Consider the following 24,792-nt stretch of genomic DNA (forward strand, 5'->3'; position numbering starts at 1 on the left):
TATAAGAACATGAAATACATTTTAAATTCTTTCTATTCACTAATATGCGTAGTTTTTTTGGTTCCTCTAGTTAGTATTGGTCAAACAGGTATGCACACACAGGATATTAGTAAGAACGTTATATTGCAAATTGAGTCTGCTCAAAATAATGGAGGAGTTATATTACCACGTTTAAGCACTTCCCAAAGGGACCAGATCCCTTTGACTTCTCTTCATAATGGATTGATGATTTTTAATATCGATGAGTCTTGTATTAACTATTATGTAGCAGGAATAAGTAAATGGCAGAGTGTTTGTGGACAGGCTGATAATGCGCAATACACTATTGAAAATTGTAACGATATTGGAATAAATGGGGTTTATGTCCAGGAGGAAAGCCTTTTTAAAGACCATTTTATTACTTTGGAAGTACAGGTGCAAAAACCTGGTTATTATTCTATTGTCGCTTCATCTACACAGGGTAATGGCTATTATTTTCAAGCTAGTGGTAAGTTTTTGAATAGGGGTAAATATACTATAAAAATACCAGGGTATGGTACACCCACACTTGTTCAAAATGATAATTTTCAACTATTTCTAAATGGTGAAAATGCTAATTGTGACTTTTCCATACAAGTGATGGATAAATTAATTTTGCCTTTATACTCTATGGTTTGTAATAGTGTTAAGACTTATGGTGCATATACTTTGCATAAAGCATTAAATAACAGTAATTATATTAAAGTTACTTTAGATGTAGAGCCAGAGGCAATTGGAGCCATGTATGAGATACAGACTAATACAATTGATGGTATTTCCTTTAAAGGCAGTGGTTATTTAAATAGTTATACTCAGGAGGTAACTCTCTACGGTAGTGGAATTCCATATTCCGTGGAGGATAAGGTGTTTATGTTAACATCTAATAGTCAAAAGACCTCCTTAACTTGTGATTCAGACTTAAAAATGAGTATACCAGGAAAACGACTTTTGACAATTGGAAGTAGTGAAAATGGGTATGGTTATAATTTTTCAGGAACTGCTGCTAGTAATAAGTTAATTACAGAAAAGCGCAATTATGGAACTCTAGACAATAGTATCGTTTATTTTGAAGGTTGGAAGGAGATAAAGGGATTTAGCGCTGGACAAGCTAATGTAAAAAACCTTACTGAGGCTCTTTTAGAGGAAAACCCTTATGACATTGTAATTCTAGGTTATGACTATTCAATGAATGTAGGTGAGGCTGCTGTATTGGCTGAATATATAAAAAAAGGAGGGGTCTTACTTTCCTATACAGAGTCAAGGGATGGAATGCAACGTTTTATTCGGGCTTTAACTGGAGATAATACATTAAAACCTATAAATGGAGGTAGCAGTGGTACGATTTATCGATTTACCTCTACTAATGATGAGATTTTAAATGGTCCTTTTGGAGATTTAAGGGGAACTTACTGGGGGGAGGATGCCTCTACTACAGTTGTTATTCCTTATTTGTCTCAGAGTGATTTTGAAATATATTCAGGAAGTTATAATTTTAGTAGAGAAGAGGAAAGCGGAAGTAATAGAGTAGCTGGTGCCACTTCTTTTCGCCATAAGCATTATAACTTTATTTGGGTAGGAGATGGAGGTTTTAACTCCAATCATTCTGGTACTGCTCAGGATATTTGTCCATTTAAGCTAGATTCTAATAATTATCCTATAACAAAACCTAATTATGGGACAGGTAGAAATAAATTTGAGGTAGGTAATGCTATTTTTACTGCCAATGCAATAGCCTGGGCTATTTATCAGTCCGAAGTAAATGGAATCAATAGTTCATTAGATTAGTTTTAAGATTTGAAAAAGGAAAAAGGAAATATGAAAAGATTTTTATATTTAATGCTATCTCTTTTGCTTTTTGCAAACGCTATGGCTCAGACAGGGATAAATACTACTACTGTATTAGATAATGTTGCTTTACAAGTGGATTCTAGCAATAAAGGTATTTTAATACCTCGCTTAACTACAGCTCAAAGAGATGCTATAGTTATTGCTGCTGATCCTATTAATGAAGGTTTGATTATTTATAATTTAGATCAAAATTGTATTAACTATTATAGTTGGGAATTAAACGAGTGGCAAAGTGTTTGTGGTTATAGTTCAAGAGCTATTTTTACAGTGGATTGTAATAAAATAGAAGTAAAGGGAAATTACAAAAATACTATTGCTTTAGACCAGTCCAATTATGTGGATGTCACAGTTGTAGTTACTTCACCTGGGATATATGATATTGGGATTCGGCCAGTTGTAGATAATGGTTATTATTTTGCTTTAAAAGGGGAGTTCATAACTACTGGAACTATAAAATTGCGTATACCTTCTTTTGGCATACCTTCTTCTCCAAAGGATGATTCACTAGAGGTCTTTATTAATGGAAGCCTTCAAGTCCCTCATTGTTCATTGGATATTAAAGTATTAAATGGGAGTATTACTTCTGATTTTGCCATGGATTGTAATTCAATTAAAATAAACGGGCTTTATGAGTTGGATAAAATATTGGATGCTTCAAATACTATTGAGTTTTATGTAGATGTACAACCAAGTGCCATTGGCGGAGTATATGAATTTACAACCAATACAAAGTCTGGTATTAGTTTTAGTGGTAGTGGAGCTTTAACTCAATCTAGGCAATTAATTACACTTAAGGGTGAAGGAAGGCCAAGTACATCTTTAGATATACCCTTAGAACTTAAATCTAATAGTAGTTCTGAGGCTAAAACTTGTTCTTTTACTGTTAATGTTGTTAAATTAAAGAAAAAAATTTTGTTATATGGTGATAGTAGTAAATCTAACAATATAACCAATACTTCGTCTATGGGACATTTGTTATTAACCTCTTTGGTTAATTTTGGTATGCAGCCTAGTAGCACTGTTAAATTTGAAGGATGGGAAATAGTTTATGGTAATGGAAATTATGATTTTAGCAATAATTTAGCAAAGAATAGTAATCCTCCGGATATCATTTTCATACATGGTAATGTTCCAAATTCTAGCGCAAATTTAGATGGCATTATTAAATATCTATTTGATGGTGGGGTAGTTATTTATATGACTAATGATACTTCTTTTCTAATAGATCTAACTTCTAGACTAACAAGTTTTTCTGCATTGACCTCTGCAGTTAATGTTAGTAAAGATGCAATGGTTTATAGTTTTCCCAGTTATGATATCACCGCTATTAATGGGAGCTTTGGAAATTTGAAATCTAAGAATTGGGGAAGCCGTTATTCACTGACAAAATTGTTAAGTACAGAATTACCTGATTTTTATACTTTTTCTACTCAAATAGATGAATCTGAATTTGTAGTTTCTTTTCCTGAACCTCCAACACCACCAGAAAATCAAGAGCCAAGTGATGGACCTTCGGTGGAGGTGCCAGAGTCTACTCTACCACCTTATGCAAGTATGTACTTGAATAAACAGTATAATTTATTTTGGATTGGAGAGGAAGAGTTTATAACACGTGTAGATCCTAATGGATATCAGCCTTTTTTGTTGGATGCACAAAATCGCCCTATCGCTCAAAGTAATTATGGACATAATATAAAATATTCCGTTTATAATTCTGTGTTTTTAGCTAACTTACTTCAATGGGCTATATTAGAATCGGAAAACAATGGAATTAATAAGTAATGCATTATAGAGTTATGGTTGGGAAAAGAAATCAACCTGATTTAAGGACCATAGAATAAGCTAGAGGTAAATTTCAGTAAAATGGGCTTAGTGTTTGCGATACACTGAAATAGTGTCATTTTAAAAATAAGGCTATTATAAAGGGGATGTCAGTAAAGGTTGCCGCTGGTATTTCAAAGTAATTTATTAGGTATTGTTTATATTGTAGATTGACTAATACTAAGTAAAATATAATATTTATTAGATAAAAAAGGGACTGTTTGTGTGACTATATATAGACAGCCCTTTTTTGTTTATACTTTCCTGTTTTAAAATTTACAATTTTTGGCAACAATCTTTGTAATCTTTATCCTTGGTCTTTGGACTAGTTTATATGATTTAAAAAGGAAGTTATATTTGTAACTTTTGCATATTTATTCCTGGGTAAAAGAACAAAAAGTGTTTTGTTTTTGGGGCATGTATATCATATGCTTAACTAACTGATTTGTTTTTTAAATTAGAAATTCTATAGGATATTCCACTTGTCCACTGATGTCTTTTAAAGAATTTGGCTGTAATTCTATTACCATACAATTTTCTTTAGGCACATCAAATGGTAGGGTAATGTTGTGTAAATGACATAATTGGTAACCAAATCTAGGATAGTAGTTCTCATGACCAAGTAGGATAATACAAGTATAACCTAATTCTTTAGCTTTTTGATGAGCTGTTTCTATAAGGGCTTTACCTATTCCTAAGCTTTGGTATTTTGGTAAAACAGCAACAGGCGCTAGAGCTAAAGCGTCAAAGCTATTATTTGAATTATTAACCTTTATCTTTGACAATAGAACATATCCAAGAATCTCCTTGTCTTTTTTAGCAATTAAAGAAAGCTCTGGTATATGATCTTTACTATTTATTAGTCTTTCTACTAAAAATTGTTCTTTATGATCACTTAATACCTCTTTTTCGAAGGCTTGCTGGATTAAGTGATACACTTGATTATACTCTTTAGGAGTACATTTTTCTATAGTACAATCCATGTTTAAATTTTTACAAAGATACCTCTTTTAACGTTTGCGAGTAACACAGAATAATGCTTATTTTTTAAAGTGGAATTTATAACTTTGTTCGGAGAGTAAGTTAAGCATAAAAACTTTTCTTTGAAATAGGAATCGTACAAGAAAAAACTATGATGCTGAATTTAAGCGTCATGCAGTAAAATTAGCTAATGAAAGAAAAAAATAAATCTTAATTAGCTAGGGAGTTAGCTATTAGAGGTCAGTGCTAGTAGTTATTACCATTGGAAGTGGTCTTCAAAGAATAACCAAAAGCAAGAAATAGAATAGCTTAAACAGACAATATCAGACGTTTACTTTGAGTAAAAACAGCATTATGGAAGTCCTCGATTAACTTCTGAACTAAAAACTAGAGGAATTAAAATATCGGAACCAACTGTTGCTAAGTATATGAAAGAGTTAGAATTAAAGAGTAAGCTAGCGAAGAAATTTCGTATTACTACAGACTCTAAACACAGTTATTTAGTAGCTTAGAATATCCTAGAGCGCCAATTTATACAAACTGAAGCTACAAAAGCATGGGTATCAGACATAACCTATATAGCAATAAAAGGAGGCTTTGTTTATCTAACAACGGTAATAGATTTATACGATAGAAAACTCATAGGATGGAGTATTAGCGACGATATGAGTACAGACAACACAACCCTTGCAGCCTTTAAAATGGCTAAGAAAAAAAGGCCTTTTAATAAAGGATTAATCTTTCACTCTGACCAAGGTGTTCAATATGCCAATAAGAAATTTACTAATTATTTAGATTCTTTTGGGCTAACACGTAGCATGAGTTGTAAGGGTAACTGTTGGGACAATGCAGTAGCAGAAAGTTTCTTTAAATCCTTAAAAGCAGAGATAATCTACGGAAATCTGCTAACTAGCAGAGCCAAAATGCAAAAACAAGTCTTTGAGTATATTGAACTATGGTATAATAAAAAACGAAGACATTAGTCACTTAGGATATTTAACAATAGAAGAATTTAACCAAATTAGGCATTATAAAAAAGCTGCTTAACTAATACTCCGGATTTTGTTTGGATATCCAAAGTATTAAAATCATATAAATCTTAGCAAGAGTAAAAACTTCGCATTTATTGCATGCTTTATATCTTTTACATGCATAAAGTACCTTTTGGTATTTAATTTTTAGTTAATTTAGACTTTCTTTCTCCATTAATAAGTATTGGTGCAAGACTGGCTTAGTTTAACTCTAAAGTTGATTGCGTGTTTAAGAAGTATTATTTTTCTTTTCTAGTTTTAAGTGTCTTTATTTTATTTTCTTGTCAAAAAAGTAAAGAAAGGTATAGTATTGATCTCGATAATCTTTATGCTATTAAAAGTGATGCCAAGACAAAGGATTCTTTGGCACAAAGTATACATACAGATATTCAAAGGGTATTAGCTTTAAATAATACTAACGAAAATCCAAAGCTTGTGGATAGTGTTTTAAGAACATTGCGATGGACAGGAGAAGAGCAGATTTTCCTTTCTTTAAGTAAAAAAGCTCAAACTGACGCCTTATACGAACACGATTATTTGAGATTGGGTAATATTAATCAAAACATTGCGGTATATTATCAAGATAAGTCTAAGTTAGATAGTGTTTATTATTATTATTTAAAAGCAGAGCATGCTTATAGGCTTGCATCAGATTCCTTAGCCATAGTTCATAATGGCTATTATCAAGGGCGTTTACTTTTTGAAATAGGTATATTTAGTGAGGCAGAATCTAAACTTCTAAAAGTCGTTAGCTATTTAAGAGCAAATGCACCACATGACCCAGTAATTATTGAGGCTAATCAAATGATTGCCTTTTTGAGCCTGGATCAAGGGGATGATGATAAGGCCTTGTTGTATTTAGAGTCCAGTTTAGAGAAGTTACTTGAAGATCAGGGTGTTTTTGAAATTTTACCTCCAGATAAATTATATCCTGCTATTGCTAATTTATATAATAATATCGCTTATGTTTATAATGAAAAGAATGAGTATGAAAAAAGTCTTGTCTACAGTAGCAAGGCTCTAGAATATTTAAAAGAATATTATGTAGACTTAGTTTATGCTTTTATAAATACCCAAAGGCAAGTTTCAAGTTACTATTTAGGGGAAAATCCTGATGTAATTGAAGGCTTGATGGTAAGTTATGAAATTTACAAAACTTTAAACCATCCTTTTTATCAAAGTGAAATAGCCTTATTCATTGCCCAAATTTATAAGGATAAAAATATAGTAGATAAAAGTAATGATTGGAATTTACAAGGGTATCAAATTGCAGTGAACTCTAAATTGCCACATCGTCAAAAACAAGCTTTAGAGCAAATTTTACTTTTTCAAAAGCAAAATTCCTCTTCAGATTTACTAGCTGAATATATTACATTAAGTAATGAATTACAACATAGTGAAACTAGCACTAGGGAAAAGTTTACTAAAATTGAATTTGAAACGTATCTACTAGTTAAAGAGAATGAATCCTTAAAGCAACAAATTATTTTTATTGCAGGTTCTGCTATTTTTATCATTTTTGTTTTCTCTTGGCTTCTTTATTTTATACGTCTAAAAAATAAAAATAAAGAGTTAGTCTATCTTAATATACAAAAAACTAAAAATGAGTATATTCTAAATTTAATGATGCAGAAAAATGCTATTGCAAACCAGTCTATTGCTTTAGAGAGAGATAGAATCGCTAGGGATTTGCATGATAGTATTGTAAGCAGTATTTTCACCCTTAGATTCCATTTACAACAAATCGATACTGCGGATGTTCAATTATTAGAAACCTTGGTTAATCAGATGGTGAAGCTAGAGGGGAATGTGCGTAATATTTCTCATTCTTTAAGTGAAATGGCCAATTTCGCTACCGATAATTTTGAAGATTTATTACTAGAATTAACCGAAAAGCAAAGGAATTCTTTTGCTACAAAATTTCATACAAGTTTTAAATGTAGCTCTTCTTTACAAGCCTTAGATATTAATCAGAAAATGAATATCTATTTAATTGTTCAAGAAGCTTTTCATAACGTAAACAAGTATTCTAAAGCTTCTTTATGTGAACTTTCAATTTATTGCCAAGAGCAAAACCTAGTAATTAAAATTACAGATAACGGTATTGGAATGGCTAAAAACTATAAAAAAGGATTAGGGATAAAAAGTATGAAAGCTAGAGCCCAAGCTATTGGTGCAAAACTTCAGCTAAGAAGTGAAACAAATAAGGGAACTACCCTTGAGATTGTTTTATCCTTGAAGAAGGAATTTTTAGATTAAATCTTATGTCTATTCTTTACTTAATGGCAATCTAACTGCTTATCTGTATTCTAGAGCGCAGTAGTATCTTATAGAGTCAGTTTTATAAAAAAGCAAAGCTGTTTTTGATCTTCCTTTATAAGAATGGTAGATTAGTAGGAGGTTTGGAAAAGCTTTTCTACATTATGTAAGTCTCTACCCATTAACTGCGCTGCATCTACTGGAGCTTGCTTTATTTGAGTTGTAGTTAAACTCTCTTGAACTTGTTTAATTTCTTTTATAATCTTCTGTTGTCTTTCTTTAGAATAGTGATCTTTAGATTCGTTGTATATTAGGTACCATATATAGCTTTGATATTTATCTTTTTCGAAATAGTTTCCTGAATTATGGTATTGGGCTAAATCCAGGCGAGCAGAGGTAATTGCCCCACTTTTTGTTGGGTTCTCTGTAGGTTGGAGTTTAGCTAACTTTACAAGCCATTTTTTAAACTCTTGCTCATTTTGGCTTACACCTTCTCCATTTAAATAACACTGTACTACATAGTTCATACAACGAACATCATCGTTATTGGCACCTTTTAATGCATATTCAAACGCTTTTTCGGCACTCTGATTAACTCCATAGCCATCTTGATATGCTACTAGCATAGCGTAATGAGCATCATTGAATCCATTATCAGATGATTTTAAGAACCATTTGATTATTTCTTGTTCACTATATACACTAGGATTACCTTCTTGTAGAAAAGTGGCGTAATTAAATTGAGCTTCGGCGTTCCCTAATTCAGCAGCTTTTTTCACTAAAGGAAATGCTTGAGAATACTTTCCCTGTTCCATTAAATCTTTAGATTGTTGATTTAATTCTTCGGTGGTTTGACACAAAATTGAGTTTGTGAACATAAGAGATATAGCTAAAAATAATAGTTTGTACATAAATGAAAATTATAAAAGGATTTCTAAGTAAAAGTACTCCATTTTTTAGTTATTATGGATGATAAAATTTAAAACTGTAAATCTGAAATGCAGTTCTCTCTTATTTTCCATATTTGTTCAAGAGTAAACTGAGGCTTGTCTTTTATCCAATTGGAAAGAAACTCTTTATGTTGTTGAATTTTCTGTAAATTAATTTGATCATATTCTATCTCAGTTTCTATTAAAAGGCGTTTTTTTATATCTAGATAAGAGGAAGTTGAAGTAGTGAAATCTAAATAGTCGTTTCCAATTTTTAAATAATTATGTGCCTCTGGAATGTAATCTAAACAATTTAGCTCCAATGTTTTTTGAATTTTAGGTGCATATTGTGCATCCATTTTGAAAATACCAAGAATTAATCGGATTTCTGGCATGTTGTTTTCAAGTGCTAGTTTCCTTAAAGTAGCATGCTTTGTGCTACAAGTTCCCCCATTATCTTGGAAAATACATAGTATATTATCCTTGTTTTTATTTCTTTTATAGAGTAGTAGTGAAATATACTTACAAGCACTTTGGAAATCGGCAATGCCTAAGTTTAAAAACTCCCTAGAAATTACTTCGTTAGCTGTTATCTTAAAATTCATTATAGCATGCTTTTAAAAAATAGTACATCTACTGCATTATACAAGTATTAAGTCTTTAACTCTACTATAGCTTAGAATATAAGCTCGCGCTTATATAATGTTTTATTATAGATTCTCTTGTTGTTCTTGGTATTGGGTTTTAGTTATTTTATACCAATTATACTGTATTTTATCTAGGAGAAAATTTTGTACTAAGGTAAGTCCAATATCTTGTAAAATTTTATTCGACCCCTTATTCATGCAGTCAGCCATGGCATAAACTTCTGTAGTATTGAGTGAGTTAAAAGCATATTCTAAAGATGCGATAGCGCTTTCTTTAGCGATTCCTTTTCCCCAATATTTTTTCTTTAAACGGTATCCTAGATCGTAATAGTTTTTATGGCCATTGGTTTCTTGGGTAACATATTTTAGCCCTGTCCAACCTATAAAATCATTGGTTTTTTTGTCTATGATAGCCCAGCGGCCAATACCATTATCTGTATATTGTTGTCGAATAAAGTGTATAACTTCTATTGTTTGTTCTAGATCCTTTACCGGGTTGTTACCTAGGTATTTATGTACATCAGGGTCTGAATCTAGCTCAAACATGCCTTGTTTATCGTTAAGAGTGATTTCTCTTAATATCAATCTTTTGGTTTCTGCTATTATTTTCATTGAGGTTTATTTTCCAAATAATTTTTTCCAAAATCCTTTTTTCTCCTCCTTGACAGGTAATTCGTACGTGGTGACTATGCGTTGAGTTTTCTCTAGAATTTCCTGGTCCTGTAAAGCTTCATTGGCCTCTAATTCTCTTAGCTGCTCAAGCATTGCCTCTTTATACAACAAAGCTCCTTCTATATCGCAATGAAACAAATTAGAATAACAAATTGATTCGTTCAGATCCATAGGGTTAGGTTCAATAACTTCAGTAGCTTCTAAAAGGCCTAAGTTATTTTCTTTTGCAGCGCTAAGTGCTTTGAGAAAAACGTTGATTCGGTTATGTGAATAAAAATTATCTAAGTCTTTTTTCACCTGTTCATTGGATTGGTAATCAGATAGTAGTTTCACCACTTGCTCGGCATTTATATAAACACCAGAACAATAGTTTTCAAAAATAGCATTTGCCAAAGGGTTGGGCATCTTTACTTTTAGAATATTTTCCCATGAAGTGGTGTATTCTTTAAACTGAACTTTGTCCTGCATGAGAAACGAAAAAGCAGAGCCACGGGTGTAAAAAAACGGTCTGAAAAAGCCTTGTATAACGGCTATATAATAGCCATGTGTCTTATCAAAATAGTCCGCTGGCGCAGTTGCTTTAGCTATGTTAATTGTATCTTGGTACTTTTCAGCATAGAATTGGTCTATTTGATGGACTTCAGATAGTTTTTCAATTCCTGACTCGTCTTGTAAAACATCGAAATACCAAGTTTGTATCTCTTGTTGGCTTATTGGATGGTAACTGATATCAAATCCCATAGTTTGTTTTTTTTTCGTTACTGAGAAATCTCTCTTCTATATAAATATTTTCAAGCAAATCGGCATTAATTGTTTGTAGGCTCTTGCTCATTTTCTAATAGCAAAGGCTCCACTTTGGCGTAGTTGCGAATAACCTTAATGGTTAGTAAAGCAAGTGGAATTCCGATGATACTGTTGAACATACTCCCAAGGATACTAGTAATAAATTCCTCGGTTGATTCTGCTTGTAGTGCATAGCGAAATACTAACAGTCCAAATAGGTTGCTTAGAATCCAAAAGGCCCACCAAAATCCTATAATACTTGTATTGAGAATGTGATGCAGTGGGATTCCTTTTTTAATTAAAAGGACATTGGTTTGAAAATATAGTTCTTGCATAATCTGGTATGGTCTAAATAAATTAAGAATTGGAACAAACCAACTACTAGTAGCCCAGCCTTCTGAATAAGATAAGTTACTCACTCTTTGGTGTAAATTGTAATATGCACGTCTAAACCATTGGATGAAGGTTATAATTGAAGTAACATAGGCCACCATATAAAGTAGTCCAGTGATCTGTTTTGTTATGCCATGGATTAGGGACATTGCTTCTGTAATCTCATCACCATTAGCTATAGTTTGAATTATTTCATATTGAAAGTATTTAGAAATTATAGAAGCAATATCAAGGATTAGCATAATCCAAATCAAGGTAATTGCATTTTTAGCTCTTTTTCCGTTGGGTTTTAATGTATTCATTACCATTTTTTTTATATGTATGTTCATTGATAATTACTACCGTTTATAAACCTAGTGTTTTCGGTTAAAAATAAAGGGTAATAGCCTCAGGGCTAAAACACAGTCAGTAATTGCTTGTTGATTGTGCTAAATTAACATAAAAGTTGTGATAACTAGGATTTCATTAAAAAAAAACAGGGAGTATTTAAGAAAGATAGTCTTATACTTATATGGAGGTATACTTATAAAATGGATAGTTCATTATTTTTGGATCTATGAGGCCAACCTCCCATAGGCCAAGGTTTTTAAATAGATTAACTTCTTGTGAAAAGCCTTTGGGAGCTACCTGGGTTTAATCCTGTAATTAATCGTCTTTTCTATTACATAAAAAAACATTTTTTATGCTATTTGGTAAAATTACTAGTGCTATTTCGAACTATAGCAATGGCGAGAGATCTTAAAAGGAAAAGTTTTTTTTTTGACTGGGATTTCTTCTTGATGCTCATTAGGTACTACATTTTGAGGATATGGATTGTTTTTGTGTTTCTATAGATTTAATCGGATCATAAAATTACCTCCCTTTTCAATAATATAATCATTTATTACATTTTCTAATAAGTATAATTCCATCCCTATTATAGTAAGGCCTTAGCTTATTTCCAATGTAGATACGGCAATCTAAGTAGGTGGGTATTGCACATAAAGTTACTAGTAGACAACACTTTTATTAAGAAGGTATCGCCTGTTTTTTTATGTAGTGAACATAATCCCAAGAGACAAGTATTTCATAACTTTTAGAAAATAAAAAAACCGATAACTATTGTTACCGGTTTTCTTTGCGGAGAAAGAGGGATTCGAACCCCCGGACCTGTTACAGTCAATAGTTTTCAAGACTACCGCAATCGACCACTCTGCCATTTCTCCAAGGTTATTCCTTTGGTCTAACTGGGTGCAAATATAGTAATTCTGGTGATCAAACAAAGCCTTTTTTACGGTTTTTTTGTAATATTTTTGCATTGGATATGTAACTGCTTCGTACTGTGCAGGGTTGAGGTATATAATTTTTAGTAATCAAAGATATTCTTTTATAAAATGTTTTGTACTTTTCCTTTTTATACAAAAAACTCCATTAGTATGCAATTTTCACTTATAAAATTCCAAGAAGAAGACTTTGAATTATTTTACTCTTTAGTTAGCTGTTCTAAAGTAATGTTATATATAACTAAGCAGCCCTCATCGTTGAAACAGGCAAAAGAGAAATTTCAAAGTATGTTAGAGCAAAATAAGTCCCATAGTTATATAGGTAATTATAAAATCCTTGATAACTTCGGCAGGTTTATAGGACATGGAAAAATTGTTTTTTATAAGAATGATCCTTCTATGTTAGAAGTGGGATATGTTTTAGATCCTGGTTTTTGGGGCAAAGGATATGCTACTGCAATTTGCCGAGCCCTTGTTCAAAAGGGATTAAAGCATTTGCCAGATCTACCAATTATAGCTCTTATTGACCCTGAGAATGGTGCCTCTAGAAAAGTTTTACAAAAATGTGACTTTGAAAGCTACCTAGTTGAAGAATCCCAAGATTTTCCCACGGAGTATTTACGTTATGTTCCTAATAAAAGTATAGAAGCAGATTACATTAGAAAGTAATAAGTGTTTTTTAAAAAAGTAGTAGATTTGTATGTTAAAAAGATAAGATATGAGTAGAAATACCCCGCAAAATAGAAAAGCAGCAAGTGATAAAATAGCTAAAAAGAAGCAAAAAGAGCAACAAGCTGCTATAAAGCGTAAGCAAATGCTAAAAGATATTGTAAATAAGCAAAAAGATTTAAAATAAGTTAATGTGTTTTTATATAAGATTTATGAGTGTTGTTGCTTAAGTAGTTAGGATAATATAAGTTAAAGGTGTGATATAGTAGCAATAACTCACTTAAGTAAGCTTAAGATTTGCTTAAGATTAATATTTTGTATTTTGATATGTTTGATATTCTAATATATTTGTATTAAAATGTTAAATATGTTAAAAAGTATTTCCAAAAGTAGATACAGTGTTCTACTTTTTTTTTCTGGTTTATTTATAATACTTTCTTTTTTATTTAGAATAGTATTTGCTTTATGGGTTAAAGAAGATTTTGATTGGACACTTGACGATCTACTTGGAACTTTTTTATTTGGACTGCTCTACGACATTAGTGTAGTAAGTACGTTCTGTTTGTTTTTGAACTTTTATTTTTTAGTACTACCAAATCGCTTTGTTAATAGTTGGCTAGATAGGGTAGTAGTGAATTTTGTGTTTTTGCTTTTTCTAATCATCATTTATTTTACTTTTTTTGCCGAAGTAACTTTTTGGGAAGAGTTTAAAAGTAGATTTAATTTTATAGCGGTTGATTACCTTATCTATACCTATGAAGTGGTTAAGAACATTCAAGAATCTTATCCTTTGCCACTTTTAGTAGGAGGAATTTTAGTTATTACTTTTGTAACGTTTTTCGCAGCTATTAAAGGAAAATTTTTCCATTATACCTTTACCTATAAGGCATCAGGACTTCAAAAAATCTCCGCTTTTTTATTTAATCTTTTAGTTGTAATTAGTTCTTTGTATCTATTAAACAATGATACTAGTTCCATTTCAGAGAATCGCTACAACAATGAGATATCTAAAGCAGGTATATTTTCTTTCTTCTCTGCCTTTAGAAATAATCACTTAAATTATAATGAACACTATAAGTCTTTAGAATTAGAAGAAGCTTTTGATATTGTTAAAAAGGAATTACAAGATTCTAAAACTGTTTTTGACCAAGGTCATAAAAATCCTTTAAGACGTACTATTTTAGCTACTGATCCACAAAGTCCAGAGTTAAAACCAAATGTTATTTTTGTTTTAATGGAGAGTGTAAGTTCTTCTTTTATGCAAGAAGAGTTTGAGGGTAAGCCTATTACCCCTACATTGAACTTTTTAGCGGATAATAGTATTTATTTCTCCAATATGTTTGCAAATGGAACTAGAACGGTAAGAGGTATGGAAGCGGTAACTTTATCTATTCCACCAACTCCTGGACACAGTATAGTTAAACGAGTAGATAATCAAAACTTATATACTATCTCCAATGTTTTTAAAGACAAAGGCTACCACAATATGTTTTTCTATGGTGGAGATGGATATTTTGATAATATGAATGCATTTTTCGGAGGAAATGGCTTTGATATTTACGATAGAGGTAGAGGTAGTATCTTAAGTGATAAGATCAATACTAGTAGATTCAATATCGAGAATAATGAAGTAACCTTTGAGAATGCTTGGGGTATTTCCGATGAAGATATCTATAATAAAGTTATTCAAGTAGCAGATCAGCAGTATAAAGAGGATCAGCCTTTCTTTGCCTTTGTAATGACAACATCTAACCACAAACCTTATACTTACCAAGAAGGTAAGATTGATATTGCATCAGGAAGTGGAAGACATGGAGCTGTGAAATATGCAGATTATGCTGTTGGTGAGTTTATAAAAGAGGTACAAACTAAGCCTTGGTTTGACAATACTGTTTTTGTATTTATCTCTGACCACTGTGCTAGTAGTGCAGGAAGATCTGCCATTGATGTAGGTAACCACCATATCCCAGCATTTATCTATAATTCAAAAGTATTAGGTAATGTAAATGTAGAAAAAGAGGTGAGTCAAATCGATATCTTTCCTACTTTATTCTCCTTATTAAATTGGGAGTATGTTTCTGGCTTTTATGGCAAGGATATTTTTGACCCAGAGTACATCTCTCGTTCTTTTGTAGCAACTTATATTAAGTTAGGACTTAAAAAAGGAGACGATGTGATTATCTTATCGGATCAAAAATTAAGCGACCAATACAAATGGGATGACGATAACTTAGAGCCAGAACCAGTACTGTCTGATTTTGAAAAATCGGTAATAGCAAATTACCAGACTGCGGATTACTTATTTACTAATAGACTTTTAAATGAATAATACCATTGTTTTTATTGTTAACCCTATAGCCGGAAAAGGCTTAGGTAAAGTAATTTCTAAAGAAATAGAAGAGTATTTTTTGGGTAAAGATGTGAATATTGCTGTTCATTTTACCCAGAAAGCTTACCATGCAACATTATTGGCTAAGGATTTTGTAAAACAAAATCCTTTAGCTATTGTAGCCTGTGGAGGAGATGGAACTATAAATGAAGTAGCACAAGCCTTAGTGGGTACATCTGTAGCCTTGGGGGTAATTCCTATAGGATCGGGTAATGGACTTGCTAGTAATTTGAAAATCCCTTCTAAAGTTGATAAGGCCTTAGATATAATCTGCAATCAACACTCCACCTTTATTGATGTGGGGAAATTAAACGATAGTTATTTTTTCTCAAATATTGGTATGGGAATAGATGCCGATGTAATTCATCGTTATGCTCAAGGGGGAACTAGAAACTTTTATGGTTATTTGAAAGCTAGTTTAAAATCCGTTTATGGTTACTCTGCTAAAAGCTTTAAAGTTCAGATCGACCAGGACTCTGAGTTTAAAGATTCTTTTTACTTTTTGTTCTGTTCTAATTCCAACCAAGCTGGATACGGAATTAGTTTCAGTCCACAGGCCCAATTAAGCGACGGAAAATTAGATTTTTTAGCAATAAAAAAACTTAATTTATTAGAGCAACTCTACTTTTCATTTTGTGTGTTAACCCATCGTATCAATCGAATGAAAAAGGCAAGAGTATTACAAGCTAAAGAAATTGAGTTTTTAGCTGATTCACCAGGTATCACCCTGCAAATTGATGGGGAGGATGCTAAGATAGAAACAAAAGAAATAAAGGTAAAGGTGATGGAAAAATCTTTAAAGGTTTTAGTACCTTAGCATTATGAAAAATCCCGCAATCTTAATAGTAGAAGATGAAATAGGCATTGCTCAGTTTATCCAAGAAGGTTTACAAGAGAAAGGTTTCTTAGTTACTCATTGCTTAAACGGCGAGTCGGCCTATGAGGTTAGTCAAAAACAAAAATTTGATTTGATACTCTTGGATTGGATGCTACTTGGTATTAGCGGCCTGGATTTATGTAAATTAATTCGACAAGAGCAAAATATAAATGGGGATACTCCTATTATTTTCTTGACAGCAAAAGATACTATTGAAAATGTAGTTTTAGGATTAGAATCCGGGGCTAACGATTACATCAAAAAGCCTTTTAATTTTCAGGAATTACTAGCTCGTATTGGGGTTTATATACGGGATATTTCACCTGTTAATGTATTGGAGATGGGTAATATAAGTGTTAACTTACAAAGTAATGAGGCTTTTTTATCCGGACAAAAGGTAGAGCTTACCCTTAGGGAGTACAATTTACTTTGCTATCTTTTTTCCAATAAAAATAAAGTATGTGATCGCAAAGATATTATAAGTGAAATATGGGATATACATTACGATTACGACACTTCTGTTATAGAGGTTTTTATCAATGCATTAAGAAGAAAATTACAACTTAAAAAAGACGACCCAAGACTTTTGACAGTTAGAGGGAAAGGTTATATATCCAAAGATGTTTAAATATTTGTCCTTAAAGAATAGAATTGCCCTATTTATTACTTTGGGCTTTTCATTGATGTTATGCGTTATTTTCGCTGTAATTTATTATAGTGTTCAAAAAGGAGTAAATAAAAGTATTTTTGAAATCTTGGAAAATGAAATTTTGTCTCATCAAGATTATACCCTTCACCAAGACACCTTTGTAGATTATATTCACCCTAGGGAATGGGAGGAGGTCGAGCATACCGATGTGGCCTTAAACCCTGTGTTTATTGCTATTTATAATACAGACTTCGTATTAGAGGATCACTCTCCGAACTTAGTGCAAAATACTCTTATATGGGATAAGCATCAAAAAGAGAATGTACCTTATCTTATTAAGCTAAATTCCATAGAGCTTGTAGCTGCCCAAGCCAAGCTCTATCATAGTGCCAAAGTGGTAGGCTATATAGTTGTTGCTGTTAGTATTCAAAAGAATGCTTTTGCTTTAAATTATTTAAAAATTGTTCTAACTATCGCCTTTCCTTTAGCGATTTTACTTAGTTTTTTATTTGCTCGTGTAATAGCTAAGGCATGTACAAAACCGATTTCGAGCATTAATTCTACTGCAAAACGCATTTCAAAAGACAATTTGTCACAGCGTATCCCACTGCCTATTTATAAAGATGAGCTCTATGATACGGCCCAGACTATTAATTCTTTATTAGATCGCTTACAAGCTCAGATAAATAGGGCTAGAGAATTCTCTGAAGATGCCTCTCATGAGCTGCGTACTCCTTTGTCTATCGTTAAAGGAAATTTGGAAATACTTTTATTAAAACAAAGGACTCCCACAGAATATATTCAAAAGATCAATTATACCTTAAATCAAGTACAGCGATTAGAGCGTTTGGTAGAGCAGTTTTTATTGTTGACAAGGGTGGAAAATAATTCAGCTACTTTGCGTTTATCTACTTTAGACTTAAAACAAGAAGTAGAAAATAGCCTATCTAGATACAGCCTTTTGTTGCAAGAGAAGCATATACAAGTGGATTGCTTTAAGGTGGATTCTTATCATATAGAGAATTACCAAGATTTAATTGAAGTTATTTTAGATAATTTGATTTCCAATGCCATCAAATATTCCACTATGTATGGGAGCCTTGTCATCTTTAGTACTCTTTTAAAGGATGGTAGTTATCAATTGTGTTTTAAAGATAACGGTGTTGGTATGCATCCACAGGATCTTAGTTTTGTTCAAGAGCGCTTTTATAGAGGGGAGTTCTATGATGAATCTGATTTTCCTGGCAATGGAATTGGTCTTAGTATAGTAAGTAAACTTTGTAAAGTGGTGCAATGTTCTATTTCTATTGAAAGTCAAAAATCTTTAGGGACGCAGATTTTTATTACTTTTAAAAAACAACTTCAATAAAATTGGCAGGTCAAAACCATGGGTTTTAAACAAGCAAAGCATTAGGCTCACTTACCCAAAGAAGCAATGTACTAAATATGGGTTAATTTTTAGAAAAGTATGCCTTGAATTCGCATCTTTGCCTTAAATACGCAATCATGATAACTAGAATATATTCCAAAGACTACCCCCGCTTAATGCAGATATGGGAAAATGCAGTTTTGGGAACACATGACTTTTTACAACCAGAAGACTTTGCTTATTATAAGAAGCATTTACATGCTTATTTCGAACATGTGAAACTTTATGGATTATTCGATCCAGAGGGGCAGATTTTAGCTTTTATGGGAGTATGTGAAAACCAATTAGAAATGCTATTTGTAGATAATGTTTGTCGTAGGATGGGTGTTGGACGTTCTTTATTGGAATATGCTATTCAAAAATTAGGTATAGAAAAAGTGAGTGTAAACGAGCAAAATATCCAAGCCGTGAAATTCTATTCTCATCTTGGTTTTATAGTGGAATCTAGACAGGAGATAGACGACCAAGGAAAACCTTATCCTATTTTACATATGACTTACCAAGGTAAAAAATAACTAAAAGTGTCTTTTTAAAAGACACTTTTTTTATTGTTGACTACTATAAAAGGCCTTCAAAGTGACTCTGTTAGTTGTTTTTTAACCTTAATTACGGATAAAAGAGTCTTTTGTATTTTATTTAAGACAAAAAAGGAGGTTACTTTGATTTTATCTTTTATTTTTGCTGTTCATCAAATATATAAATTATGTTAACTCAAAGTCAGAAAGACACTATTTTAGCTACTGTACCTGTATTAAGAGAGGGTGGGGTAGCATTAACTACACACTTTTACCAACGTTTATTTACGCATCATCCAGAGTTAAAGAATCTCTTTAATATGGGAAATCAAAAAATGGGTAAACAACAAATGGCACTAGCTATGGCTGTTTTAGCTTATGCAGAGAATATTGCAAATCCAGGTGTTTTAATGCCCGTGGTTAATTCTATTGGTCATAAACACACTAGTTTAAATATTACTCCAGAGCAGTACGATATAGTAGGACACCATTTGTTAGAATCTATCAAAGAGGTTTTAGGAGATGCAGCTACACCTGCCATTATTGAGGCTTGGGGAATTGCTTATAATCAATTGGCTAACCTTATGAAAGGCCACGAACAAGGGTTGTATGATCAAAAGAAACAAACTGCTAATAGCTGGGTTGGATTCAAAGAATTTGTAGTAAAAGCTAAAGTAGAGGAATCTTCTGAAATTACTTCATTTTATTTAGTACCTAAGGACGGTAGTGATGTACCAACTTATTTAAGTGGACAATATGTAAGTGTGAAATTATATATTCCAAGTATGGAACTTACTCAAATCCGTCAATACAGTTTATCTATGGCTCCAAATAATAAGGAGTTTAGAATATCTGTTAAAAAGGAATTGAAGCCTAATCAAAACGAAAACGGAATGATTAGTAACTTTATTCACGATAATCTTCAAGTTGGACAAACTATTGAATTAAGTGCACCTTCAGGGGTTTTTGTTTTACAAGACTCACCAAGAACAAAAGTTTTAGTTAGTGGAGGAATTGGGCAAACTCCTTTGTTAGCTATGTTAGAAACTTTAGTGAAAGACACTCCAAAGGACCAGAAAATTGTTTGGATTCACGGTGCTAGAGACCCAAAAGTTCAAGCTTTCCAAGAGCATATAACTGCTTTGAAAAACCAGCACCCTGGTTTAACAGTGATCAACTTCTATGACAATATTGCTCAGGACAAGCAAAATGATACTTGTTATAAAGGTATTGTGGATTTAGAGTCAATCAAAGGAATTACTTTTGATAACAATATGGATTATTATCTATGTGGTCCTACTTTATTTTTAACTAAACAATTAAATGACCTAAAAGAATTAGGTATAGATAGTGATCAAGTTTTCTTTGAAGAGTTCGGTCCTGCTAGTTTAGCATAACAAATAGAAAATATTTATTTGCAAAAGCAAGCTTTACATTATTGTAGAGCTTGCTTTTTTATTTTATACCCTTAACTACATATTTTTAAATTTTTATTATGTACCCAAATCCCTGTATAATAAGGTGGTAGGAAGGAATTGGTTATGCCTAAAAATATTAATTAACACTTTGTTTTTGTTTAGAATGTTTTACCTAGTGTTATTTTTTATATATTAGCAAAGTGAAAGTCAAATAAAAAAGATACTATTTCTTAATTGTTTCTTAAAATTGGGAGGTTTTGAGTTTGCAAATAGAAGTAGTTGAGGTCTTTTGAGACTGATTTTATTTGATTTTCTTTCACTTTTAAGTGAGATTACATGTAAAAACACTTTCATGGGAAGCTCTACTATCGTCTAATGGTTCAAATGAGACAAGAAGCGTTTAGTTTTTTGGATCAATAGGGGATAAGTAAGTTTTTTATGATGATTTCTGTAGAGTTATCGTAAGCACTTTTAATAAAGTTGCGTTTTGGAAACTGCTACAGAAGTTGAAAATTTGTTAACACGGTATGCGCATGCTGTCTAGATGATTTAAAAAGTCATTGAAGTTTCATTAGTGTAAACTTCCTACATGGTATTGTGATTTTTTATTTGCAGTATCATCTTTGGTATGCGTTACTGTGTGTTTTTATTTTGGAGTTATCTATTGATAATTTTCATTATGCTTAGGTAATAGAATCTTTTTGAAAGAGAATTACTTAACTATAGTGTTCCTTAAATGGAGTATTAAAAGGCTAGATGAAGATTTTTCAATTTGTTTTTTTATATTTTTTTTTAGCCCTTTTTTAAAAAGGGCTTTTTCTTTGTAACAAAAAAAAGCGCTTTATGACCTTTGGGGCATAAAGCGCTTTTATATTTTAAAAAAGATACTTTTAGTATTTGGTATAAGAAGCAATTTCTAAACCATATCCTGTCATACCTACTCTTTTACTCTGTTCTGTGTTAGTCATTAGGTTGATCTTATTGATTCCTAAATCGTGTAGAATCTGAGCTCCAATTCCAAAATCTTTGTCATCGGCTGCTAATTTAGCAGTATCTAAATTTAATTTACCACCTTGTTCTTTTAATAAAGAAAGGCGATTAAGTAAACTTGAGCTTAATTCCTCTTGGTTGATAAATAAAATAGCACCTTTTCCTTCTTGGTTAATTTTAGCAAAAGCAGATTCAATGCGCTTGTCTAATTTACCACTTAATGCATCTAAGATATCATTGGTACCTAACATAGAATTAATTCTTGTAAGTACTGGTTCATTTTGATCCCAATCTCCTTTTGTAAGGGCTAAATGCACTTGTTTGTTGGTGATTTGTTGGTAGGCTCTTAAACGGAATTTACCAAAACGAGTGTCTAATTCAAAGTCTTCTTTCTTTTGAATTAAGCTATCGTGTTTCATACGGTAAGCTACTAGTTTTTCAATTGAAATAATCTTTAAATCCCATTTTTTAGCTACTTCCATTAATTCTGGAAGTCTAGCCATTGTACCATCCTCATTAAGTATTTCTACTAAGATCCCTGCAGGTTTAAAACCAGCTAAACGAGCTAAATCTACAGCTGCTTCTGTATGACCAGTACGACGTAATACTCCACCTTGTTTTGCAATCAATGGGAAGATATGTCCAGGACGCCCTAAATCTTCTGCTTTAGTTTCTTCTTTAACTAAGAATTCAATTGTTTTTGCTCTATCATAAGTAGAAATACCTGTGGTACATCCATGTCCTTTTAAGTCAACCGATACAGTAAAAGCAGTTTGGTGTAAAACCGTATTGTCGGTAACCATTGGATGTAGATCTAATTCTTTACATCTACTTTGAGTTAATGGAGCACAAATCAGACCTCTTCCATGAGTGGCCATAAAATTAATCATCTCAGGAGTTACCATTTCAGCCGCTGCGATAAAGTCCCCTTCATTTTCACGATCCTCATCATCTACCACGATGATTACTTTTCCTTGGCGGATATCTTCAATTGCCTCCTCGATGGTGTTTAGTTCAATATGATTTTGTGACATTATAGTTGTGTTTTACGCTTGTTTGTGTTTAAATTTTTTGTTGTGTTTCCTCTTGAATATTTCCTTTAGAGGTAAACTTGCCTTTTACTTTTAAAAATAAGTCTACTACAAAGTCGATAGGAGCGCTGAAATTAACCTCTCCATTGTCCTTAGTGGCCTTATAGGTTAAAAATATAGCTAAAGGAGTTAAGGCTAGGGGACCTATCCATGCTCCAATAATAGGAGGCATTCCATCCTCTTGTGCTACTTTAGTTCCAAAGGTATTAATAAAGTGATAAGAGATAAAGATTATTACGGCAAAAACCATAGGTAAACCTAAACCTCCTTTTCGTATAATTGCTCCTAATGGGGCTCCTATATAGAACATTAGAAAACAAGAGAATGCAATTACGAATTTTTGGTATAAAGCCAAATAATGCGAATTGATATGTTTTTTCTGGGCCAATACTGTAGCATCATTGGTCTCTGCATTAAAGACCAAATTGCTAATATACTCTTCTGAAGTCTGTAATATACGCTGCTGATTGGTTAGATCAAAAAGGCCTAATATATCTTGTGGGGCCTCTGGTAAATACGTATAAGTAGTATTATCTGTAGGGGCAGAATAAAGTGACTTTAGACGTAAGGTTAAGTTGTCGGTATTGGATACTTTATTATTGCTAAGTTCTTGATTTAAGGAGTCTATAGTATAATTTAACTGAGACATATTTAGCATATGGTAAGTATTGCTAATAGCGTCTTGATCACCAGCAGTTGGGTTTAATGCGTTAAGGTCCATATTAAGGGTATAGCGATCAAACTTTGCTTTGATAAATGGGCTTTTCTTCTTTTCGTTATACGTTTTAGCCTCTACATCCTCGTAGTAATTACCATCCAATAAATGTAGTTTTAATAAATTACTTGATGTACTACTTTCCAATTCTCCCTCTACAGAACGAATAAAAGCCTTATTGCTAAAACCACCATTACTTCTTATATGCATTGTAACATTGTCCAAGTATTGTCCATTATCTCCTGATTTTTTGTCCACTTTGATATTGGCATTTCCTAACTCAGTAAATTGACCTTGAGCAATAGCCATTGCAGGTTTAGTTTGAGAAATCTCTTTACGTAGATTAATAAACTTAAACTCGGATCTAGGTATGACATCGTTGGCAAACCAAAAGGAAATTAGGGCTAAAATGGCGATAAAAATCGATAAGGGACGCATTGCTCTAGCTAGAGAAATACCAGAGGCTTTCATTGCTGCAAACTCGTAGTTTTCAGCAAAGGATCCAAAAGTCATTATCGAGGCTAGAAGTACAGATAAAGGCAGTACTAATTGCACCATTTTAGGGGAGTAAAACAATAGGAATTGAATTACAACAATTACATCTAGGTCTTTACCGGCAAGTTCGGTAATAAACAACCATACCCCTTGGAGTATAAATATAAAGTACAAAATTGCAAAGACCGTAAAAAGGGTCATAGCAAAGCTAGTTAGAATATAGCGGTCTAGTATTTTCACAAAAAATAAAACTAATCTATTTTATTAATATAATAATCGGAATAAGCCGATGGTGTAAAGGTAAAATGATTTTTTGACATAGGCTGATTACTTTGGAAAGAATTAACCACCAAGGTAGATTTTGTGCCGTTTTTGTCCATTTGTACTTTAGTATAGATATTTTTTGTGGCATCCTCTATTCCTAAAAGGATATAATCAATAGTGCTGTTTTTATCCGTTGGAAGTAGTTTGATGTATTGTATCTTTTTTCCTTGTATCATTGCCGTTGTATCCCATTGAAAATCAAAACCAGTTTGGAAAAAATCCAATAGGTCGGAAGGTAGTAAAGCATTGGTGTTGTCTTTTGAGTAGTTAGATACTGTTACCTCCATATCTTCCTCAGAAATAGTATACACTTTTTTACCGTCAAAGATTTTGGTTACATCCATGAACTCTAGTTTATAGAGGTCTTTTTGTAGATCTAATTGCCCTTTTGCTTGAAAGCTTGGCTGTAAATCATTTTTCTCTATAGAGTTATAGCTAAAGTCTAGAGATACGTTCTGGTAATTTTTTACTTTATTACTTACTTCTTGTAAGTAGTTTTTTGCTCTTTGACTACTTTGTGCAAAAGTTGTAGTAATGCTAAAAAGAGATAATATACTATAGATAATTAATTTTTTCATTTGTTTTGT

Annotated in this window: 22 protein-coding genes and 1 tRNA gene; 13 read left to right on the forward strand and 10 right to left on the reverse strand. The window is 32.3% G+C overall.

Going from position 1 to position 24,792, the window contains the following annotated elements; all coding sequences use genetic code 11:
• Positions 1-9 precede the first annotated feature (9 nt).
• Both ACYSNM_RS10005 and ACYSNM_RS10010 read left to right on the forward strand, forming a co-directional pair.
• The gene (locus ACYSNM_RS10005) at positions 10-1,803 is read left to right on the forward strand and encodes a hypothetical protein (protein ID WP_461756769.1); all 1,794 of its coding nucleotides are present in this window, start codon (positions 10-12) and stop codon (positions 1,801-1,803) included.
• Positions 1,804-1,833: 30 nt separating this feature from the next.
• Positions 1,834-3,648 (forward strand): hypothetical protein, encoded by a 1,815-nt coding sequence (locus ACYSNM_RS10010; RefSeq protein ID WP_461756770.1) that lies wholly within the window; start codon positions 1,834-1,836, stop codon positions 3,646-3,648.
• A gap of 491 nt (positions 3,649-4,139) precedes the next feature.
• On the opposite strand, the gene ACYSNM_RS10015 is transcribed toward ACYSNM_RS10010, so the two are convergent.
• Entirely contained in the window at positions 4,140-4,670 is a 531-nt protein-coding gene (locus ACYSNM_RS10015) for a GNAT family N-acetyltransferase (RefSeq protein WP_461756771.1), read from the reverse strand.
• 399 nt (positions 4,671-5,069) lie between these two features.
• Here ACYSNM_RS10015 and ACYSNM_RS10020 point away from each other — a divergent pair, with 399 nt between their 5' ends.
• The 3 genes from ACYSNM_RS10020 (at position 5,070) to ACYSNM_RS10030 (ending at position 7,958) form a co-directional block, all read left to right on the forward strand.
• A complete protein-coding gene (locus tag ACYSNM_RS10020; protein ID WP_461756815.1) occupies positions 5,070-5,180 on the forward strand; it encodes a hypothetical protein in 111 nt (36 codons plus the stop codon).
• 57 nt (positions 5,181-5,237) lie between these two features.
• Entirely contained in the window at positions 5,238-5,651 is a 414-nt protein-coding gene (locus tag ACYSNM_RS10025; protein ID WP_461756816.1) for an IS3 family transposase, read from the forward strand.
• A 273-nt stretch (positions 5,652-5,924) separates the two neighbouring features.
• Positions 5,925-7,958, forward strand: a complete 2,034-nt coding sequence (locus ACYSNM_RS10030) for a sensor histidine kinase (RefSeq protein WP_461756772.1) — start codon at positions 5,925-5,927, stop codon at positions 7,956-7,958.
• Positions 7,959-8,089: 131 nt separating this feature from the next.
• Here the strand turns inward: ACYSNM_RS10030 and ACYSNM_RS10035 are convergent, their stop codons facing one another.
• From ACYSNM_RS10035 to ACYSNM_RS10060, 6 genes are all read right to left on the reverse strand, one after another.
• The gene (locus tag ACYSNM_RS10035; RefSeq protein WP_461756773.1) at positions 8,090-8,836 is read right to left on the reverse strand and encodes a tetratricopeptide repeat protein; all 747 of its coding nucleotides are present in this window, start codon (positions 8,834-8,836) and stop codon (positions 8,090-8,092) included.
• Between the two features lie 101 nt (positions 8,837-8,937).
• Positions 8,938-9,492 carry a hypothetical protein gene (locus tag ACYSNM_RS10040; RefSeq protein WP_461756774.1) on the reverse strand — a complete coding sequence of 185 codons (555 nt, stop codon included), beginning with the start codon at positions 9,490-9,492 and terminating at the stop codon, positions 8,938-8,940.
• A gap of 105 nt (positions 9,493-9,597) precedes the next feature.
• Entirely contained in the window at positions 9,598-10,146 is a 549-nt protein-coding gene (locus tag ACYSNM_RS10045) for a GNAT family N-acetyltransferase (RefSeq protein WP_461756775.1), read from the reverse strand.
• 6 nt (positions 10,147-10,152) lie between these two features.
• On the reverse strand, positions 10,153-10,947 hold the full coding sequence (locus ACYSNM_RS10050) for a hypothetical protein (RefSeq protein WP_461756776.1): 795 nt from the start codon (positions 10,945-10,947) through the stop codon (positions 10,153-10,155).
• A gap of 65 nt (positions 10,948-11,012) precedes the next feature.
• The gene (locus ACYSNM_RS10055; RefSeq protein ID WP_461756777.1) at positions 11,013-11,684 is read right to left on the reverse strand and encodes a DUF4328 domain-containing protein; all 672 of its coding nucleotides are present in this window, start codon (positions 11,682-11,684) and stop codon (positions 11,013-11,015) included.
• Between the two features lie 818 nt (positions 11,685-12,502).
• Positions 12,503-12,587 (reverse strand) — tRNA-Ser (locus tag ACYSNM_RS10060).
• Between the two features lie 210 nt (positions 12,588-12,797).
• On the opposite strand from ACYSNM_RS10060, the gene ACYSNM_RS10065 reads away from it, so the two are divergent.
• From ACYSNM_RS10065 to hmpA, 8 genes are all read left to right on the forward strand, one after another.
• Entirely contained in the window at positions 12,798-13,313 is a 516-nt protein-coding gene (locus tag ACYSNM_RS10065) for a GNAT family N-acetyltransferase (RefSeq protein ID WP_461756778.1), read from the forward strand.
• Positions 13,314-13,362: 49 nt separating this feature from the next.
• Positions 13,363-13,500 carry a hypothetical protein gene (locus ACYSNM_RS10070; protein ID WP_461756779.1) on the forward strand — a complete coding sequence of 46 codons (138 nt, stop codon included), beginning with the start codon at positions 13,363-13,365 and terminating at the stop codon, positions 13,498-13,500.
• 180 nt (positions 13,501-13,680) lie between these two features.
• Positions 13,681-15,642, forward strand: a complete 1,962-nt coding sequence (locus ACYSNM_RS10075; RefSeq protein ID WP_461756780.1) for an LTA synthase family protein — start codon at positions 13,681-13,683, stop codon at positions 15,640-15,642.
• The gene (locus tag ACYSNM_RS10080; protein WP_461756781.1) at positions 15,635-16,519 is read left to right on the forward strand and encodes a diacylglycerol/lipid kinase family protein; all 885 of its coding nucleotides are present in this window, start codon (positions 15,635-15,637) and stop codon (positions 16,517-16,519) included. The genes ACYSNM_RS10075 and ACYSNM_RS10080 overlap by 8 nt, the downstream gene beginning before the upstream one ends.
• A gap of 4 nt (positions 16,520-16,523) precedes the next feature.
• The gene (locus ACYSNM_RS10085) at positions 16,524-17,207 is read left to right on the forward strand and encodes a response regulator transcription factor (protein WP_461756782.1); all 684 of its coding nucleotides are present in this window, start codon (positions 16,524-16,526) and stop codon (positions 17,205-17,207) included.
• Complete coding sequence (locus tag ACYSNM_RS10090) at positions 17,200-18,597, forward strand: sensor histidine kinase (RefSeq protein WP_461756783.1); 1,398 nt, start codon at positions 17,200-17,202, stop codon at positions 18,595-18,597. Before ACYSNM_RS10085 ends, ACYSNM_RS10090 begins: the two co-directional genes overlap by 8 nt.
• Before the next feature lie 137 nt (positions 18,598-18,734).
• Positions 18,735-19,172, forward strand: a complete 438-nt coding sequence (locus tag ACYSNM_RS10095) for a GNAT family N-acetyltransferase (protein WP_461756784.1) — start codon at positions 18,735-18,737, stop codon at positions 19,170-19,172.
• Between the two features lie 188 nt (positions 19,173-19,360).
• A complete protein-coding gene (gene hmpA, locus ACYSNM_RS10100; protein ID WP_461756785.1) occupies positions 19,361-20,569 on the forward strand; it encodes an NO-inducible flavohemoprotein in 1,209 nt (402 codons plus the stop codon).
• A gap of 911 nt (positions 20,570-21,480) precedes the next feature.
• Here the strand turns inward: hmpA and ribB are convergent.
• From ribB to ACYSNM_RS10115, 3 genes are read right to left on the reverse strand one after another with little or no spacing between them, the layout of a single operon-like run.
• Positions 21,481-22,614 carry a 3,4-dihydroxy-2-butanone-4-phosphate synthase gene (gene ribB / locus ACYSNM_RS10105; protein WP_461756786.1) on the reverse strand — a complete coding sequence of 378 codons (1,134 nt, stop codon included), beginning with the start codon at positions 22,612-22,614 and terminating at the stop codon, positions 21,481-21,483.
• 28 nt (positions 22,615-22,642) lie between these two features.
• Positions 22,643-24,121 carry an LptF/LptG family permease gene (locus tag ACYSNM_RS10110; RefSeq protein ID WP_461756787.1) on the reverse strand — a complete coding sequence of 493 codons (1,479 nt, stop codon included), beginning with the start codon at positions 24,119-24,121 and terminating at the stop codon, positions 22,643-22,645.
• A gap of 11 nt (positions 24,122-24,132) precedes the next feature.
• Positions 24,133-24,783, reverse strand: coding sequence for a LolA family protein (locus ACYSNM_RS10115; RefSeq protein ID WP_461756788.1), 651 nt, complete (start codon positions 24,781-24,783; stop codon positions 24,133-24,135).
• Positions 24,784-24,792: the final 9 nt, after the last annotated feature.

Source organism: Myroides sp. LJL116, assembly GCF_054871685.1.